17 protein-coding genes and 1 tRNA gene are annotated in these 14,866 nt (G+C 67.6%); 10 read left to right on the top strand and 8 right to left on the bottom strand.

Translation table 11 applies throughout. From position 1 onward, the window contains the following. Positions 1-12 precede the first annotated feature (12 nt). Positions 13-2,040 carry an ATP-dependent DNA helicase gene (locus ACFWBU_RS13560; RefSeq protein WP_378528485.1) on the bottom strand — a complete coding sequence of 676 codons (2,028 nt, stop codon included), beginning with the start codon at positions 2,038-2,040 and terminating at the stop codon, positions 13-15. Positions 2,041-2,104: 64 nt separating this feature from the next. Then, entirely contained in the window at positions 2,105-3,436 is a 1,332-nt protein-coding gene (locus ACFWBU_RS13555; protein ID WP_378528484.1) for a nicotinate phosphoribosyltransferase, read from the bottom strand. Between the two features lie 69 nt (positions 3,437-3,505). Here ACFWBU_RS13555 and clpS point away from each other — a divergent pair, with 69 nt between their 5' ends. From clpS to rdgB, 7 genes are all read left to right on the top strand, one after another. Then, positions 3,506-3,838, top strand: a complete 333-nt coding sequence (gene clpS / locus ACFWBU_RS13550; protein ID WP_169620420.1) for an ATP-dependent Clp protease adapter ClpS — start codon at positions 3,506-3,508, stop codon at positions 3,836-3,838. Positions 3,839-3,919: 81 nt separating this feature from the next. Continuing rightward, positions 3,920-4,444 (top strand): DUF2017 domain-containing protein, encoded by a 525-nt coding sequence (locus ACFWBU_RS13545; protein WP_206036789.1) that lies wholly within the window; start codon positions 3,920-3,922, stop codon positions 4,442-4,444. Beyond that, positions 4,441-5,535, top strand: a complete 1,095-nt coding sequence (locus ACFWBU_RS13540; RefSeq protein ID WP_378528483.1) for a P1 family peptidase — start codon at positions 4,441-4,443, stop codon at positions 5,533-5,535. Before ACFWBU_RS13545 ends, ACFWBU_RS13540 begins: the two co-directional genes overlap by 4 nt. A gap of 27 nt (positions 5,536-5,562) precedes the next feature. Continuing rightward, the gene (locus ACFWBU_RS13535; protein WP_169653191.1) at positions 5,563-6,189 is read left to right on the top strand and encodes a rhomboid family intramembrane serine protease; all 627 of its coding nucleotides are present in this window, start codon (positions 5,563-5,565) and stop codon (positions 6,187-6,189) included. Between the two features lie 130 nt (positions 6,190-6,319). Beyond that, positions 6,320-7,081 (top strand): cyclic nucleotide-degrading phosphodiesterase, encoded by a 762-nt coding sequence (locus ACFWBU_RS13530; RefSeq protein WP_378528482.1) that lies wholly within the window; start codon positions 6,320-6,322, stop codon positions 7,079-7,081. Between the two features lie 32 nt (positions 7,082-7,113). Continuing rightward, positions 7,114-7,902, top strand: coding sequence for a ribonuclease PH (gene rph / locus ACFWBU_RS13525; protein ID WP_378528481.1), 789 nt, complete (start codon positions 7,114-7,116; stop codon positions 7,900-7,902). A 1-nt stretch (position 7,903) separates the two neighbouring features. Continuing rightward, positions 7,904-8,530 carry an RdgB/HAM1 family non-canonical purine NTP pyrophosphatase gene (gene rdgB / locus ACFWBU_RS13520; RefSeq protein WP_296549309.1) on the top strand — a complete coding sequence of 209 codons (627 nt, stop codon included), beginning with the start codon at positions 7,904-7,906 and terminating at the stop codon, positions 8,528-8,530. Between the two features lie 111 nt (positions 8,531-8,641). Here the strand turns inward: rdgB and ACFWBU_RS13515 are convergent, their stop codons facing one another. Further along, positions 8,642-9,100, bottom strand: a complete 459-nt coding sequence (locus ACFWBU_RS13515) for an ATP-binding protein (RefSeq protein WP_169620427.1) — start codon at positions 9,098-9,100, stop codon at positions 8,642-8,644. Between the two features lie 24 nt (positions 9,101-9,124). Beyond that, positions 9,125-9,517: an STAS domain-containing protein gene (locus ACFWBU_RS13510; protein ID WP_346765083.1), complete on the bottom strand. Its 393-nt coding sequence runs from the start codon at positions 9,515-9,517 to the stop codon at positions 9,125-9,127. A 103-nt stretch (positions 9,518-9,620) separates the two neighbouring features. Here ACFWBU_RS13510 and ACFWBU_RS13505 point away from each other — a divergent pair, with 103 nt between their 5' ends. The 3 genes from ACFWBU_RS13505 to ACFWBU_RS13495 all read left to right on the top strand — a co-directional run bounded on the left by ACFWBU_RS13505 (position 9,621) and on the right by ACFWBU_RS13495 (position 12,930). Then, positions 9,621-10,847, top strand: coding sequence for a PP2C family protein-serine/threonine phosphatase (locus tag ACFWBU_RS13505; RefSeq protein WP_378528480.1), 1,227 nt, complete (start codon positions 9,621-9,623; stop codon positions 10,845-10,847). A gap of 119 nt (positions 10,848-10,966) precedes the next feature. Beyond that, positions 10,967-12,493, top strand: coding sequence for an ATP-binding protein (locus ACFWBU_RS13500; RefSeq protein ID WP_378528496.1), 1,527 nt, complete (start codon positions 10,967-10,969; stop codon positions 12,491-12,493). Continuing rightward, positions 12,490-12,930 (top strand): response regulator, encoded by a 441-nt coding sequence (locus tag ACFWBU_RS13495; RefSeq protein ID WP_169620430.1) that lies wholly within the window; start codon positions 12,490-12,492, stop codon positions 12,928-12,930. The genes ACFWBU_RS13500 and ACFWBU_RS13495 overlap by 4 nt, the downstream gene beginning before the upstream one ends. A gap of 91 nt (positions 12,931-13,021) precedes the next feature. Here ACFWBU_RS13495 and ACFWBU_RS13490 read toward each other — a convergent pair whose 3' ends face one another. The 4 genes from ACFWBU_RS13490 to ACFWBU_RS13475 all read right to left on the bottom strand — a co-directional run bounded on the left by ACFWBU_RS13490 (position 13,022) and on the right by ACFWBU_RS13475 (position 14,474). Beyond that, positions 13,022-13,393 carry a DUF3817 domain-containing protein gene (locus ACFWBU_RS13490; RefSeq protein WP_169620431.1) on the bottom strand — a complete coding sequence of 124 codons (372 nt, stop codon included), beginning with the start codon at positions 13,391-13,393 and terminating at the stop codon, positions 13,022-13,024. Then, positions 13,390-13,806 carry a transcriptional regulator gene (locus tag ACFWBU_RS13485; protein ID WP_378528479.1) on the bottom strand — a complete coding sequence of 139 codons (417 nt, stop codon included), beginning with the start codon at positions 13,804-13,806 and terminating at the stop codon, positions 13,390-13,392. The genes ACFWBU_RS13490 and ACFWBU_RS13485 overlap by 4 nt, the downstream gene beginning before the upstream one ends. A 68-nt stretch (positions 13,807-13,874) precedes the next feature. Beyond that, a tRNA-Leu gene (locus ACFWBU_RS13480) sits at positions 13,875-13,959 on the bottom strand. A gap of 17 nt (positions 13,960-13,976) precedes the next feature. Continuing rightward, positions 13,977-14,474 carry an HNH endonuclease gene (locus ACFWBU_RS13475; RefSeq protein ID WP_378528478.1) on the bottom strand — a complete coding sequence of 166 codons (498 nt, stop codon included), beginning with the start codon at positions 14,472-14,474 and terminating at the stop codon, positions 13,977-13,979. Positions 14,475-14,866 lie beyond the last annotated feature (392 nt).

The raw sequence follows: 14,866 nt of genomic DNA, 5'->3' as shown, positions 1-14,866 counted from the left end.
CCACCCGGGCTGTCAGCTGCGCAGCCGGGTCAATGCCTTGCGCACGACCTCAGGATCCGTCGTCTCCCAGAACGGCGGAAGTGACGCGCGCAGGTAACCGCCGTAGCGCGCGGTGGCGAGCCGCGAATCGAGTACGGCGATGACGCCGCGGTCGTCGGTACTGCGCAGCAGGCGGCCAACCCCCTGCGCGAGGAGCAGCGCCGCGTGGGTGGCGGCGACCGCCATGAAGCCGTTACCGCCGCGGGCTTCGACCGCCCGCTGCCGCGCGACGAGCAACGGATCGTCCGGACGGGGAAACGGAATGCGGTCGATGATCACGAGCGACAGCGACGGCCCGGGAACGTCGACGCCCTGCCACAGGGACAGGGTGCCGAACAGGCTGGTCGGCTCGTCGGCGGCGAACTTCTCGACGAGCGCGCCGGTCGCGTCGTCGCCCTGGCACAGTATCGGGGTGTCGACGCGTTCACGCAGTGCCTCGGCGGCCGCCTTCGCCGCTCGCATCGACGAAAACAGGCCGAGGGTGCGCCCGCCGGCCGCGGTGACGAGTTCGGTGATCTCGTCGAGGTGGCTCGGAGGCATGCCCTCGCGGCCCGGCGGCGGTAGTTTCTTCGCGACGTAGAGGATGCCGGACTTTTCGTGGTCGAACGGGGATCCGACATCGATCCCGTTCCACTTCAGGGCGCCGGTGTCGGACGGCGGTTCCGCCCCGGACGCCGACGTGGTGTCGCTGCGGACGGCAGCCTGCGGCGGAAGACCCCAATCGATGGCGAGGCCGTCGAACGACCCACCGACGGTCAAGGTCGCGGACGTGAGGACGACGGTGGACTCGCCGAAGAGCTTGGAGCGCAGCAAGCCGCCCACCGACAGCGGCGCCATCCGGACCGTGCGGCGGGCAACACCGCGGAACTCGTCGGCCGCGAGCCACACCACGTCCTTGCGCTGCGACGGATCGGGCTCGTCGAATGCCGTGAGGATGCGCACCGCGCAATCGTGGACGTCGTCGATCTCGGCGAGTGCCTGGTTGCGGGCTGCGGCGGCTTCGGGATCCATGCCCGGTTTGGGCGAGCCGATCGAGGTATGCACCGCCCATGCGGCGTCGCGGACTGCTGCCAATGCGGCACCGGCGCCGTCGGGCACGGCGTCCCACCGGCCGGGAGGAAGCTCGTCGAGCAACGAGTCCCAGTTCTCAGCGGCGCCCTCGAGGCGGTCGACCTCCTCGTCGCCGGCCAGTTTGAGGCAGCGCCGCGCAGCGGCGGACACCGTGCTGCCCGACAGTTCGGCGGTGGCGACCCCGGTGACCCGGTCCACGAGTTCGTGGGCCTCGTCGACAACCACCACGTCGTGTTCGGGGAGGATCTGGATTCCGGTGATCGCGTCGATCGCGAGGAGCGCGTGGTTGGTGACGACGACGTCGACCTGCGCCGCTTCGGCTCGGGCGATCTCCGCGAAGCAATCGTCGCCCACCGGGCACCGCGATTTGCCGAGGCACTCGCGCGCCGTGACGCTGACCTGACGCCAGGCCTGATCGGACACGCCGGGGGTCAGGTCGTCGCGGTCGCCGGTCTCCGTATCCGAGGACCACTCGGTGACCCGGCGCACCTCGCGTCCGATCCGCGACAGCGTGAAGGCGTCGAACAGACCGGTGTCCGGGGGTTCTTCCGCCAGACCGGTATTGATCTTGTTGAGGCACAGATAGTTGCCGCGGCCCTTGAGGATCGCGAAGCGAGGACGGCGGCCGAGCGACTCGGTGAGGGCCTTCGCCAGTCGCGGCAGGTCACGTTCGACGAGCTGCCGCTGCAATGCGATGGTGGCGGTGGAGACGACGACCGTGCGGCCCGTGCGGACCGCGTATCGGATGCTCGGAACGAGATATGCGAGGGACTTGCCGGTGCCGGTGCCGGCCTGCACGGCGAGGTGCTCACCGGTGTCGATGCTGTGCGCCACCGCCGACGCCATGGTCAGCTGATTCCGTCGTTCCTTGCCGCCCAGCGCGTGTACCGCGGTTCGTAACAGCTCGGGCACTTCGGGAAGATCGGGCACCCGTCAAGGGTAGCGGGAGGCACCGTCACGTTCCGGTGCCTACCCGCGCGGCTTCGCGGCCGCGTCACCCCGCCCGGACGAAGCGGGTCGGGATCGCCGGATCTCCCGCCGACAGCGTCATGCCCTCCCACGGCAGGCTCACCATGCCCTGGGCGAGGAACCGGCGGCTCTCCTCGAGTGTCGGCAGATCACCGACCGGCCGGCCGCCGCGCACCAGCGGAATCGTCAGGTCCTGGACCACGGATCCGTCGCCGTCGGGTACCCGGTCCAGGTGCGCCGGGTAGACGACCTCCTCGACGAGGGTCCCGCTGCGCCGCGCGTACCGGACCGCCTTCTTCGCGCCGCCGCGCGACTCCTTCGCCGCGCTGCGCTTCTCGACGGGGATCCCCGCCACCTCCACGAGCTTGTAGACCATCCCGGCCGTCGGCGCTCCCGAGCCGGTCACCACGGAGGTTCCGACCCCGTACGCATCCACGGGCTCGGCGCGCAGGCCCGCGATCCCGTACTCGTCCAGATCTCCCGACATCACGATCTGGGTACCGGTCGCGCCCAGGCCGTCGAGCTGAGCGCGGACCTGGCGGGCCAGCACGCCGAGGTCACCGGAGTCGATACGCACCGCACCGAGGCCGGTCCCCGCGACCTCGATGGCAGTGTTCACACCGGCGGTGATGTCGTACGTGTCGACCAGCAGCGTGGTGTCCACCCCGAGGGTCTCCACCTGGCTGCGGAAGGCCGACGCCTCGTCGCGGCCGGCGGACGTCGTGTGGAGCAACGTGAACGCGTGCGCCGCAGTGCCCGCGGCGGGGATCCCGAACCGGCGGGCGGCCTCGAGGTTGGACGTCGAATCGAACCCGGCCAGGTAGGCGGCGCGCGTCGCGGCTACCGCAGCCTCCTCGTGGGTGCGTCGAGACCCCATCTCGATCAGGGTGCGCCCGTCGGCGACGCTGACCATGCGGGCCGCTGCGGACGCCACGGCGCTGTCGTGATTGAAGATCGACAACGCGAGTGTTTCGAGCAGCACACACTCGGCGAACGTCCCGCTCACCGACAGGATCGGGGAGCCGGGGAAGTAGAAATCGCCTTCGCGGTATCCGTCGATGTCGCCGGAGAAGCGGAAATCGCGCAGCCACTCGACGGTGCCGGGCGCAAGAAACTCCGACACGGACGCCAGTTCGTCGTCCCCGAACGAGAACGTGGCGAGCGCGTCGAGCAGACGGCCCGTGCCGGCGACGACGCCGTATCGGCGACCGTTGGGCAAGCGCCGGGCGAACACCTCGAACACGCACGGACGATCGCCGGACCCGTCGGCCAGCGAGGCCTCGAGCATCGTCAATTCGTACTTGTCGGTGAACAGTGCGGTGCTGCCGTGAATCGCAGCGGCGGTGGCTTCGGACACCCGAACACTGTAGATCGAGGACTCGGCGGCGGGTTTTTCGGCGCGCGCGAACGCCGTACCCTGGACCGCATGGTGCCGGGTTCCACGACAGTTCGTTTCGACGTCCGCGCAATGGCGGGGCAGGCCGTCCCGGCCGAGGCCGAGCAGGTCCAGGAGACCGAATCCGTCGACCGGCCGTGGGTCACCGTCGTCTGGGACGATCCGGTCAACCTCATGCACTACGTGACGTTCATATTCCAGAAGCTGTTCGGGTACAGCAAGGCCAAGGCCACGGAATTGATGCTCGAGGTACACAACGAGGGTAAGGCGGTCGTCTCGAGTGGCTCGCGTGACAAGATGGAGCACGACGTGCAGCGTCTCCATGCCGCCGGCTTGTGGGCGACCATGCAACGGGACGAATGACCCCAGCCTCAGGAGGACCCGACCGACGTGCGGCCGTGGATCAGGAAGAACTCGCTCAGCGGACCGAAGCTTCGCTCGGAGATGGATGCCCACGAGGCATCGGTCCTCAGATCGCTCGTCGCCTCGGTCCTCGGGATGCTCGAGGATCGGGCCGGCCAGGCGCCGCAGGACGACCTCGCTCAGCTGACCGGCTTGCGCACCGGTAACGCCACGCCACCGGACAACCCGGCAGTGCGACGGCTGCTTCCCGACTTCCATCGGCTCGAGCAGGACTCGGCACAGCACGCCGACGACGAGTCTGCCGACCTCAACGGAGCGATGCGCAGCCTCCACGAACCGGACATCATCGACGCGAAACTCGCAGCGGGAGCAATGATCCTGCGCACGGTTCCGGAGACCGGCGGTCGCGTGGTCCTGACTCCCGAACAGGCCGAATCCTGGCTGTACGCACTCAACGACGTGCGCCTGGCGCTCGGCGCAACACTCGACATCGACGACGACACCCCCGAGGTGCTCGACGACGACGACCCGCGTGCGCCGCACCTCGACGTCTACCACTGGCTCACCTGGGTGCAGGATTCGCTCGTGCAGGCCCTTCAGCCATGACCGTCGCCGGGCCCACCGACTCGATTCTCGACGTGAGCGGTCTGCGCGTGGGGCACTGGCAGGCTCTCGACACCGACGTCCGCCTCGCGGACGGGGACACCCCGGGCAGCGGATCCGCCACCGGATGCACGGTCGTGCTCGCCGAGCCGTCTGCGGTTGCGTCCGTGGACGTGCGTGGCGGGGGACCGGGTACCCGGGAAACGGACCTGCTCGATCCCAGCCATTCGGTTCAGCGGGTCGATGCGGTACTGCTCACCGGAGGCAGTGCGTACGGACTGGCCGCCGCGGACGGCGTCATGCGTTTCCTGGAAGAGCACGGCCGCGGCATCCCCATGGGTTCGCCCGGTGCGGTGGTGCCCATCGTCCCGGCCGCCGTGATCTTCGATCTCCCGGTCGGAGAGTGGGACGTCCGCCCGGATGCCGCCGGCGGCTATGCGGCCGCTGCCGCTGCGGGGGAGTCGTCGCTGCTGCGGGGAAGTGTCGGTGCGGGGACCGGCGCCCGGGCGGGTGTGCTCAAAGGCGGGGTCGGTTCAGCGAGCGTATACATCACCGACGGACCGGCCGCCGGAGTGACGGTGGCCGCACTCATGGTCGCGAACCCCGTCGGTTCCGTGTTCGATCCCGACACCGGCCTGCTCTGGGGGGTGGGACCCACCCGGGCCGCAGAACTGGGAATGACCGCGCCTACGGAGTCCGAGATCGCGGCGGCGCGTGCCCTGGGAGAGAAGCGCACCGTCCTGAACACCACGATCGGGGTGGTGGCGACCGACGCACCGCTGTCCAAGGCAGCGTGCCAGCGGGTCGCGGTCGCCGGGCACGACGGACTCGGCCGCGCGATACGCCCCGCCCACTCGCCGCTGGACGGCGACACGATCTTCGCTCTCGCCACCGGTACGGCGCATCTGCCGGACAACCCCGGCGTTGCGGACGCGTTCGCCTCCGAACTGCCCGTGCTCGCCGCCGTGGGCGCTGCCGCTGCCGAGGTGGTCGAACGTGCCATCGTCGATGCTGTGCTCGCGGCGACGGGAGTCGCCGGAATCCCGTCGTACCGCGACGTCTTCCCCTCCGTGTTCCGCTCGTCGATGTCCTGATCCGGCCGAGAGGGCCACAATGGAGTCATGACCACCCCGACCGGTACCGGCACCGACTCCACGCACAGGCCGATCTGGCAGCGCGCCGCGCTGTGGACCGGCGGTTTCGTTGTCCTCCTCTACGGGATCGAATTCGCCGACGTCGTCCTGCCCGCCGACCTCGATGCGGCCGGAGTGGAACCCCGCACCGGTGACGGACTGTGGGGGATCCTGTTCGCACCGATCCTGCACGCCGACTGGGCGCACCTGACCGCGAACACCGTGCCCGCGCTCGTGCTCGGGTTTCTCGTGATGCTCTCCGGAATCGGCCGGGGGATCGCGGCGACGGCGATCATCTGGCTCGTCGGCGGAATCGGCACGTGGCTGTTCGCCGGGTCCGGCGAGAACCACATCGGGGCCTCGACACTGATCTTCGGGTGGCTCACGTACCTGATCGTGCGCGGAATCTTCACGCGCAAAGCAGGACAGATCCTCCTCGGCGTCGTCGTGCTGTTCCTCTACGGCGGGATGCTGTGGGGCGTACTCCCGAGCGAGCCGTGGATCTCGTGGCAAGGGCATCTGTTCGGGGCGCTCGGCGGTATCCTCGCCGCCTGGATTCTGTCCTCCGCGGGCCGCACGACACGCAGGACCACGACCGTGCCTCCGCTGCGCTGACCCCGGGCCTCCCCTCGCAGGTTGTTCACTCGGAGGCCTGCGCGTCACAGCTTTGTCGCAACTGTGAGTCTGCGCCTGAAATGACGCATTGGCTTCATCACAGGGCGTCCGGCATGGCAGCATGACGGGTATGCGCATGACCGTTCTGGGGTGCTCCGGCAGTGTGGCCGGGCCGGATTCCGCCGCATCCGGATACCTGCTGACCGCACCGGACACCCCGCCTCTGGTCATCGATTTCGGTCCCGGCGTCCTCGGCGCACTACAGCGTCACGCGGATCCCGGTGAAGTCTCGGTTCTGTTGTCGCACCTGCATGCCGACCACTGCCTGGATCTGCCGGGCCTGCTGGTGTGGCGTCGCTACTCCCCGAATCCTCCGAACGGCCGGACTCTCGTGTACGGCCCCAGCGGTACGGCGTGCCGGATCGGTGTCGCCTCGGCCGAGGTCGCCGGTGACACCGACGACGTGAGCGACACCCTCGACGTGCGAACCGTCGTCGAGGGAGAACCGATCCGTTTCGGAGCGCTCGAGATCACGCCCGCCCGGATGCAGCATCCGCCGGAGTCCTACGGATTCCGGATCACCAGCGATTCCGGGCGCACTCTGGTCTATACGGGAGACACCGGCATGTGTGATGCCGTGGTCGATCTCGCACGCGGTGCCGATGTTCTGCTCTCCGAAGCATCGTGGACCCATGAGCCGGGGGAGCGGCCGCCGGGAATCCATCTGTCCGGCACCGAAGCCGGACAGATCGCCACCCGAGCGGGTGTCGGAGAACTGCTCCTGACGCATATTCCGCCCTGGACATCGCGCGAAGACGTCATCGCCGAGGCGAAGGCCGAATACTCCGGCCCGGTCCACGCGGTGTCCGCAGGCGACGTCTACCGCATCTGAACCGCCTCCCGTCATCGCCTAGGCTCGGGTGCGTGACGACACGAGAAGACGGCAGGGCGGACGATCAACTCCGCGACATCCGCATCACCCGAGGGTTCACCAACCATCCGGCCGGATCGGTACTCGTCGAATTCGGGCAGACCCGGGTGATGTGCACGGCGAGCGTCGAGGAGGGCGTGCCGCGCTGGCGTAAGGGCTCGGGACTCGGGTGGGTCACCGCCGAGTACGCGATGCTTCCGGCCTCCACGCACACGCGTAACGGCCGCGAATCCGTCAAGGGCAAACTCGGCGGCCGCACCCAGGAGATCAGCCGGCTGGTGGGCCGCTCGCTCCGCGCCTGCATCGACCTCGCCGCGATCGGCGAGAACACCATCGCGATCGACTGCGACGTGCTGCAGGCCGACGGGGGAACCCGCACCGCTGCCGTCACGGGCGCATATGTCGCGCTGAGCGACGCGGTGACGTGGCTGCGCGCCGCCGGCCGTCTCGCCGACCCCCAGCCGATCTCGTGTCAGGTCGCCGCGGTGAGCGTGGGCGTCGTCGACGGCCGGATTCGTCTCGACCTGCCGTACGAAGAGGACGTCCGCGCGGAGGTCGACATGAACGTCGTCGCCACCGACACGGGCACGCTCGTCGAGGTCCAGGGCACCGGTGAAGGCGCGACCTTCCCGCGTTCGACGCTCGACAAGCTGCTCGATTCGGCGCTCTCCGGCATCGAAGAACTCTGCCGGATCCAGCGAGAGGTGCTCGCACAGCCGTATCCGGGTGTCCTCCCCGAGCCCGCGGTCGCCGACCACGGGAAGAAGAAGTTCGGGGTCTGACATGACCGTGCGAGTTCTCGTCGCCAGCCGCAACGCCAAGAAGCTCCGTGAACTGCAGCGGGTGCTCGACAGTGCGGGCATCGCCGGGATCGAACTGGTGGGACTCGACCAGGTCCCGCCGTTCCCGGAGGCACCGGAAACCGGTGCGACCTTCGAGCAGAACGCGGTAGCGAAGGCACGCGACGGCGCGGCCGCCACCGGTATGCCGTGTGTCGCGGACGACTCCGGCCTCGAAGTCGACGCGTTGCGCGGGATGCCCGGGGTCCTGTCGGCGCGATGGAGCGGACGGCACGGCGACGACGACGCCAACACGGCACTGCTTCTCGGCCAGCTTCAGGACACCCCCGACGAGCGTCGCGGGGCAGCCTTCGTTTCCGCCTGTGCGCTGGCCTTCCCCCCGGAAGACGGGGACATCGACGTAGCGGTCGTGCGAGGTGAATGGCGCGGCCGCATCGTGCGGGAACCGCGCGGGCAGAACGGGTTCGGCTACGACCCGATTTTCGTGCCGGAGGGTGAGGAACGCACTGCGGCGGAACTCACCGCGGAGGAGAAGGACGCGTCGTCGCACCGGGGGCGTGCGCTCGCCCAACTCGTCCCGGCCCTGGCCGCGCTCGCCGCATCTCGATAGCGAGGTGGTCCGGCACCGCGGCGGCCGCACGTGCGGGACGGCATCGTGCCCGCGTGCGCCCCGGGAATCCCGGACGTGACCGACCGTCGACGAAGAACGACACCTCGGACGTCAGTGAACGTCCGAGGTGTCGTTCTCGTTCAGTGACCAGCGCATGTCGACGACGGTGCCCCCGGGCGAGCGGTCGACCGTCATCTCGGAGGTCAGGTTCCGAATCAGTGTCAGGCCATGGCCGCGGGAACGTCGAGACTCGTCGTCCGACGCGTCGTGCCAGATCCCGTGGTCGGTGACGAGCACGTGGAGTTGCCCGTCTGCTGGACGGTAGATCGCTTCGAAATCGAGTGTCGCTGCCGGGTCGCCCGGGGCGTAGGCATGCTCGACAGCATTGGCCAGTGCTTCGTAGCTGGCCAGAAGAATGTCCTGGCGACAATCGTCGTTCAGGGGCAGTTGCGCCAGCCAGCGACGCATGCTGCCACGGAGGAGTGCGATCTCGGATGGATCGGCCCGCACACCCCGATGGCTGATGCCATCGGGGGTGAACGATGCGGGCTCGTCATAGGCGGACGACATGGGTTCCTCGGTTCGTCGATGCTGTTACGCCTGCGGTGAGGAGTCCTCCGCCCCACCGCCCAGCGCGCCGAGTGCGTCGCCGAGGCGAGGATGAACCGAGAGCACCTCGCCGAGACCGAGCAGTTCCAGGGGCCGGGCGGTCGCACTGCCGTGTGCCACCACCGCGAAGCCGCGGTCGTCACCGGCGCGCTTGGACAGTTCGACCAGCAGGGCGATTCCCATGGACGCGAGGAAGTCGACTGCGGTGAGGTCCACGACGAGTCCGGTGGCATCGGTATCGAGGAGGGCGAGCGCCTGCTCTTCCAGCATGGGGGCGCTGGTCATATCGACCTCTCCGCTGATGGAGAGAACGGCGACGGATCCCTCCCTGGAGGTCGAGTACGTCATATGAGGATGTGCGGTAAGTGGATCGTTCACCGCCCTATCATGCAAGATCGCGCCGACAGAAGCGAGAAACAGGTTGAAGATTGCGCCGTCCCAGCCGTCGGGACCGACCCAAACGGATGTCTGTATTGTTCGAATGCAGCAGGGAAGGACGACCAACGTGGACGTGTACCGACCGGATGACTCGACGTACCATCCGTCGCTACTCCTCATCGAGGACGACCCCGGCGACGCCTTGCTCGTCGAGGAGTTGGTTGCGGACAGCGCTCCCGAGATGAAGGTCGTGTGGGTCCAGTCACTGGCTGCGGCCCGCGAGGAGTTCGCCGTCCGGATGCCGGACTGTGTGCTCCTCGACCTCCACCTCCCGGATGCCAGCGGTCTCGAGGCTGTCGCCAAGGTCAAGCAGATCGCCGAATCGGTGCCGATTGTCGTGCTCACCGGGCTGGCGGAGGAACAGACAGGCCTTGCGGCGGTGTCGGTCGGCGCCCAGGACTACCTGGTCAAAGGCCGCGTCGAGCCGGATCTCTTCGGTCGTGCCGTCCGGTATGCGATCCAGCGAAAGCAAGCGGAACAGGCCTCGGCCGCCCTGCAAGCCGGCCAGTTGCGTGCGCAGGAGAACGCACGCCTGGAGCGCGGCTTGCTGCCGTCGCCCTTGTTGCAAGCCACCGGAGATTTCGATGTGGTCGCGCGGTACCGGCCCGGCCGTACCTCGGCATTGCTCGGCGGTGACTTCTACGATGTCGTGCAGACCGAGGACGGCACCGTGCACGTCCTCATCGGCGACGTCTCCGGTCACGGACCGGACGAAGCGGCTCTCGGCGTCGGATTGCGTATCGCGTGGCGCACTCTTGTGCTCACCGGAGTCACAGGACCGCGCCGACTGCACAAACTCGAGGAGATCCTGGTAGCCGAACGGTCGGAGAACCGGATCTTCGCATCTGTGACCAACCTCTCGATGTCCCCTGATCGGCGGACCGTCGAAGTCATGCGCGCGGGCCACCCGGGACTGCTGCTCCGGAACGGTAGTAGCGTGGATTGGCTGGAGGCTCCGGGCGGACCGGCACTGGGTCTGCTGCCGAGTCTGTCGACCTGGCCGGTACACGAGATCACCTTGCCCTCCGGGGCGGCGATCGTGCTGTTCACCGACGGCTTGTTCGAAGGTCATCGCGGCGAAGGCCGCGAACGACTCGGGGAGGAGGGTCTGCTTGCTCTGGCACGGGCCTGCGCCGACCTGGGCCCCAACGATTTCACCGACTCCCTCATCGCACGTGCGGAGGAACTCGCCGAGAGCAATGGCGGACTGTCCGACGACGTGGCAGTGGTGTACGTGCAATGGAAGAAGGAAGTGGACGCACCCGCATGACGACAACCGACACCCCGGAGCCCGACGGCACGGCAGGGAACAGGGCAGGATCCTCCACGGTGACCAGCCGTGGAGGGGGCCCCACCGTGCAGGGCTGGTTCCTGATCGTGCTGAGCATCATGGGGGTGCTGGTCGTGCTGGGCGCCATCGTGGGCAGTCACTATCTGCGCGAGACGACCGCCATGTCCGACTACGTGAGGGATCGCATCCAGCCCGCCCGAGTCGAGGCGTACCGGCTGCAAGCAGCCCTGGTGAACCAGGAAACGGGAGCGCGCGGCTATATCCTCGCCGCCGATCCTGCCTTCCTCCAGCCCTACGAGGACGGTCGCCTGGACGAGCAACAGGCAGTCGAGACGTTGCGGGGGCTGGTGCGCGGTGAAGAAGATCTCATCGCCGATCTCGATGCCGTCGAAGCGGCCGCTGAGGACTGGCGCCGCGTCTACGCCGTACCGCTCGTGTCGACCGTTGTCCCGGGTGATCCCCGCCCGGCCGATCCGGTTGCGGTGGAAGCAGGCCGTGTCGCCTTCGACCGGCTGAGAGTCCTGTTCGACGTCCAGAACGAAGGCCTCCTTCAGGCTCGCGAGGACGGCATCCGAGAACTCGAAGCCGTCCGGACCAACCGCGACACCATCTTCGCGTCGATGGTCGCGGTCTTCCTGGTCACCGGAGTAGGGATGGCGTTCCTCGTACAGATGATCGTGGTACGGCCCCTGGCAAGGCTTCGCGAAGCGACCCGCAAGGTCGTCGCGCGCGAGGAATTCGGCCACCACATCACGCCCGAGGGGCCGGCGGACATCCGCGCGCTCGGCCAAGACGTGGAGAACATGCGCGAACGGATCGTCCGAGAGCTGGAAGTGTCCCGCGAACGTCATTCCCAGCTGGAAAGTCAGGCGATCGACCTCCAGCGGTCCAACGCGGAACTCGAACAGTTCGCCTACGTCGCGTCCCACGACCTGCAGGAGCCGCTGCGGAAGGTCGCGTCGTTCTGCCAGCTGCTCGAGAAGCGCTACGGCGACAAGCTCGACGAGCGCGGAACCCAGTACATCGCGTTCGCGGTCGACGGCGCCAAGCGCATGCAGATCCTGATCAACGACCTGCTGACGTTCTCTCGGGTCGGGCGGGTGAGCGACGATCACGTCCGCGTGGCGCTCGATCCCACGCTGGATTCGGCACTGGGCAACCTCGCCCAAGCCGTCGAAGAGTCGGAAGTGATCATCGAGCGGCCCGAAAAGCTCCCCGAGATCGTCGGCGACCCCACGCTGCTGGTGATGCTGTGGCAGAACCTGCTCGGTAATGCCATCAAGTTCCGCCACCCGGACCGTCCGATCAGGATCCGTATCGGGTGCGAGCGACTCGGCCAGGGCGAGCAGGCGATGTGGCAGTTCTCGGTCGAGGACACCGGCATCGGCATCGCCCCTGAATTCTCGGACAAGGTCTTCGTCATCTTCCAGCGCCTGCACGGACGTGACGTCTACACCGGTACGGGTATCGGTCTTGCCATCTGCCGCAAGATCGTCGAATACCACGGTGGGGGGATCTGGCTCGACCCCGAGTACAAGGGTGGTGCCAGGTTCTGCTTTACCATTCCCGCTGTGGGTGACAAGGAGCCTGCACAAGACGAGGCTCTGGAAGGAGCATCTGCATGACGATTCCCGGCGAGCCCATAGACGTTCTGCTGGTCGAAGACGACCCCGGCGACGAGCTGATGACACGCGAGGCGTTCGAGGACAACAAGATCGGCAACACGTTGCACGTCGTACGCGACGGCGAGGAAGCGCTCGACTTCCTGTACCGGCGTGGAGCCCACGAGGGTGCGCCTCGGCCGGACCTCGTTCTGCTCGATCTGAACCTGCCCAAGTACGACGGCCGGCAGGTCCTCGAGAAGATCAAGTCCGACCCGGACCTCACCGACATCCCGGTCGTGGTCCTCACCACGTCGGCTGCCGAGGAGGACATCCTCCGAAGCTACAAACTGCATGCGAACGCCTACGTGACAAAACCGGTCGATCTCGACCAGTTCATCCGGGCGGTCCGGCAGATCGACGAGTTCTTCGTCCAGGTGGTACGCCTGCCGCGGCGCTGACCCGCGCGTACAACACTCGCGTGAGACGAATCGGGTGGATGTGGTCGGATCTCTCCGGCCGCATCCACCCGATCGTCACGCTGGGGAGTCGTCAGACCCCGAAGTCGGCCTTCACCTGCTGGGTGCGCTTGTGCTCGACGTAGAACGACAGGAACGGGATCGTGCCGGCGAGTAGCGTGCCGACGGTCCGGCCGAGCGGCCAGCGCACCTTGATCGACAGGTCGAAGGTGAGCACGAGGTAGACGGCGTAGACCCACCCGTGCACGATCGCGATCCACGCGGGCACATTCTCGATGCCGATGATGTACTTGGCGACCATCTCACCCGTGAGGATGAGGAGCCAGATGCCGGTGGCGTACGCGAGGACGCGGTAACGCAGCAGGGCGGAACCGATCTTCTTGCGGTCCGCGTCGCTGACGACGCGCGTCGTGCCGGCGGACGCCTGCTCGGGGGTGGTGCTCACTGAGCGCTCCTATCGGACCTGCGCGCCAGCTGCGCGAGGTACTCGTTGTACTCCTGGGTCTGCCGTGCCTCAGGCTCGTCGGCCTCTTCGGCCAGCGCTTCCGCCACCGTGCGGGGGCGGGAGGGGAGCAGATCGGCGGGAATCTCGGTGGGTTCCTTCGGCTCCGACGGACGCGGGGCGCCGGTGGCCTCGGCTTCGGCCTCTTCCGCCTCGAGTTTGACGAAGCGGCGGTACGCATAGACGCAGAAGAATGCGAAGGCCGGCCACTGGAACGCGTAGCCGAGATTCTGGTAGGTGCCGCCGACTTCCTCGAAGCGCATCCACTGCCAGTAACCGAGCCCGAGGCATCCGCCTGCAGCTACCAGGACCAGGACAACCAGGGCGAACCGGCGGGGCGGTCGATACTCGGACACACTCTCGACGGTACCCGAGCGGTGCACCGACCTGCCAAGACGGTCGATGCACCGTGGGTCATCTCACGTGGTGCGCGAGGGGGGACTCGAACCCCCACGTCCGAAGACACGGATACCTAAAACCCGGGCGTCTGCCAATTCCGCCACTCGCGCTTCACGGACACAATACGTTACGGCTCCTGGCATGCCGACTCGAAGCCGAACCTGCGCCTGCCGGCCCAGGTCGGCGTCTGACTGTGGCAGTTCGGGCAGAGAAATCGCACGTTCTCGGGACGGGAGTCGTTGGGGTTGCCGTCGACGTGATCGACGTGGAAGACAAGCCTTTCTCCGTTCCAGACGGGCCCGGTGGTGCAGACGGCGCAGCGGTGCTCCCGGCCCGTCTCGAGAAGCGCGCGGCGAAGGAGATGTGGCTTCACGCGGGGAGCACCACGGGGGCGCTCGGTGAGGATCTCCGTCCAGTGTTGTCGTCCTGCACCGCCGCTGGGAAGGCGTGGTCGCCCTGTGAAGTGGGAGGTGTCGATACCGAGCGCTTTGATTCTGCGGCCGAGATGCGTGTGATGTCCCCCGTTCGGTGTGAGGCCGAAGTACCTCATGACCTCCGCGACGTTCGTCGAGTGCCGCACTGCTTCTTCCAGCACTTCCTTCGTGTACTTGAGCGGTCGTGCCATCACTACCCCCTGCTCGGTTATCGAAGCGAACGTGTGTTCGAACGATGGCAGGCTAGCGGGCCGGTCCGACACGGGGCGTGGCCGGAGGCACGGCCAAGGCCTCCCGTCAAGGAGGTAACGATTCGGTAACGATAAAACGTGAGGGGTCCTCGGGTTATCGGATATCCACGCATCGATGCAGCCAGGCGTGATTCTGGTTACTCGCGGGTTCGTCTTGGCGTCCGATGTGAGGTAACTCACCGGTCCGCGCCATGTCGCGGCCTCGGTGCTCCACAAAACATGAGGAACCCCTCATGATTCTGTGCGAATCTGGGCGTGCCCGTCAGAGCACACCGAAGTCCGTGCGACACACCGCGCCGGCAGTGCAGCACCACAGGAATGCCTCGACCAGG

It is taken from the genome of Rhodococcus sp. NPDC060084 (genome assembly GCF_042730335.1).
Classification (GTDB): Bacteria; Actinomycetota; Actinomycetes; order Mycobacteriales; family Mycobacteriaceae; genus Rhodococcus.
The sequence above is the reverse complement of the archived record's forward strand: the minus strand, read 5'-3'. Positions and strand labels throughout refer to the sequence as shown.

Excerpts from the sequence above, each read along its gene's own strand:
- ACFWBU_RS13495 (WP_169620430.1), top strand. The coding sequence starts at position 12,490 with ATGACGATTCCCGGCGAGCCCATAGACGTTCTGCTGGTCGAAGACGAC.
- ACFWBU_RS13475 (WP_378528478.1), bottom strand. The coding sequence starts at position 14,474 with ATGGCACGACCGCTCAAGTACACGAAGGAAGTGCTGGAAGAAGCAGTG.
- clpS (WP_169620420.1), top strand. The coding sequence starts at position 3,506 with ATGGTGCCGGGTTCCACGACAGTTCGTTTCGACGTCCGCGCAATGGCG.
- ACFWBU_RS13515 (WP_169620427.1), bottom strand. The coding sequence starts at position 9,100 with ATGTCGTCCGCCTATGACGAGCCCGCATCGTTCACCCCCGATGGCATC.
- ACFWBU_RS13545 (WP_206036789.1), top strand. The coding sequence starts at position 3,920 with ATGGATGCCCACGAGGCATCGGTCCTCAGATCGCTCGTCGCCTCGGTC.
- ACFWBU_RS13535 (WP_169653191.1), top strand. The coding sequence starts at position 5,563 with ATGACCACCCCGACCGGTACCGGCACCGACTCCACGCACAGGCCGATC.
- ACFWBU_RS13530 (WP_378528482.1), top strand. The coding sequence starts at position 6,320 with ATGCGCATGACCGTTCTGGGGTGCTCCGGCAGTGTGGCCGGGCCGGAT.
- rdgB (WP_296549309.1), top strand. The coding sequence starts at position 7,904 with ATGACCGTGCGAGTTCTCGTCGCCAGCCGCAACGCCAAGAAGCTCCGT.
- ACFWBU_RS13505 (WP_378528480.1), top strand. The coding sequence starts at position 9,621 with ATGCAGCAGGGAAGGACGACCAACGTGGACGTGTACCGACCGGATGAC.
- ACFWBU_RS13500 (WP_378528496.1), top strand. The coding sequence starts at position 10,967 with ATGGGGGTGCTGGTCGTGCTGGGCGCCATCGTGGGCAGTCACTATCTG.
- ACFWBU_RS13540 (WP_378528483.1), top strand. The coding sequence starts at position 4,441 with ATGACCGTCGCCGGGCCCACCGACTCGATTCTCGACGTGAGCGGTCTG.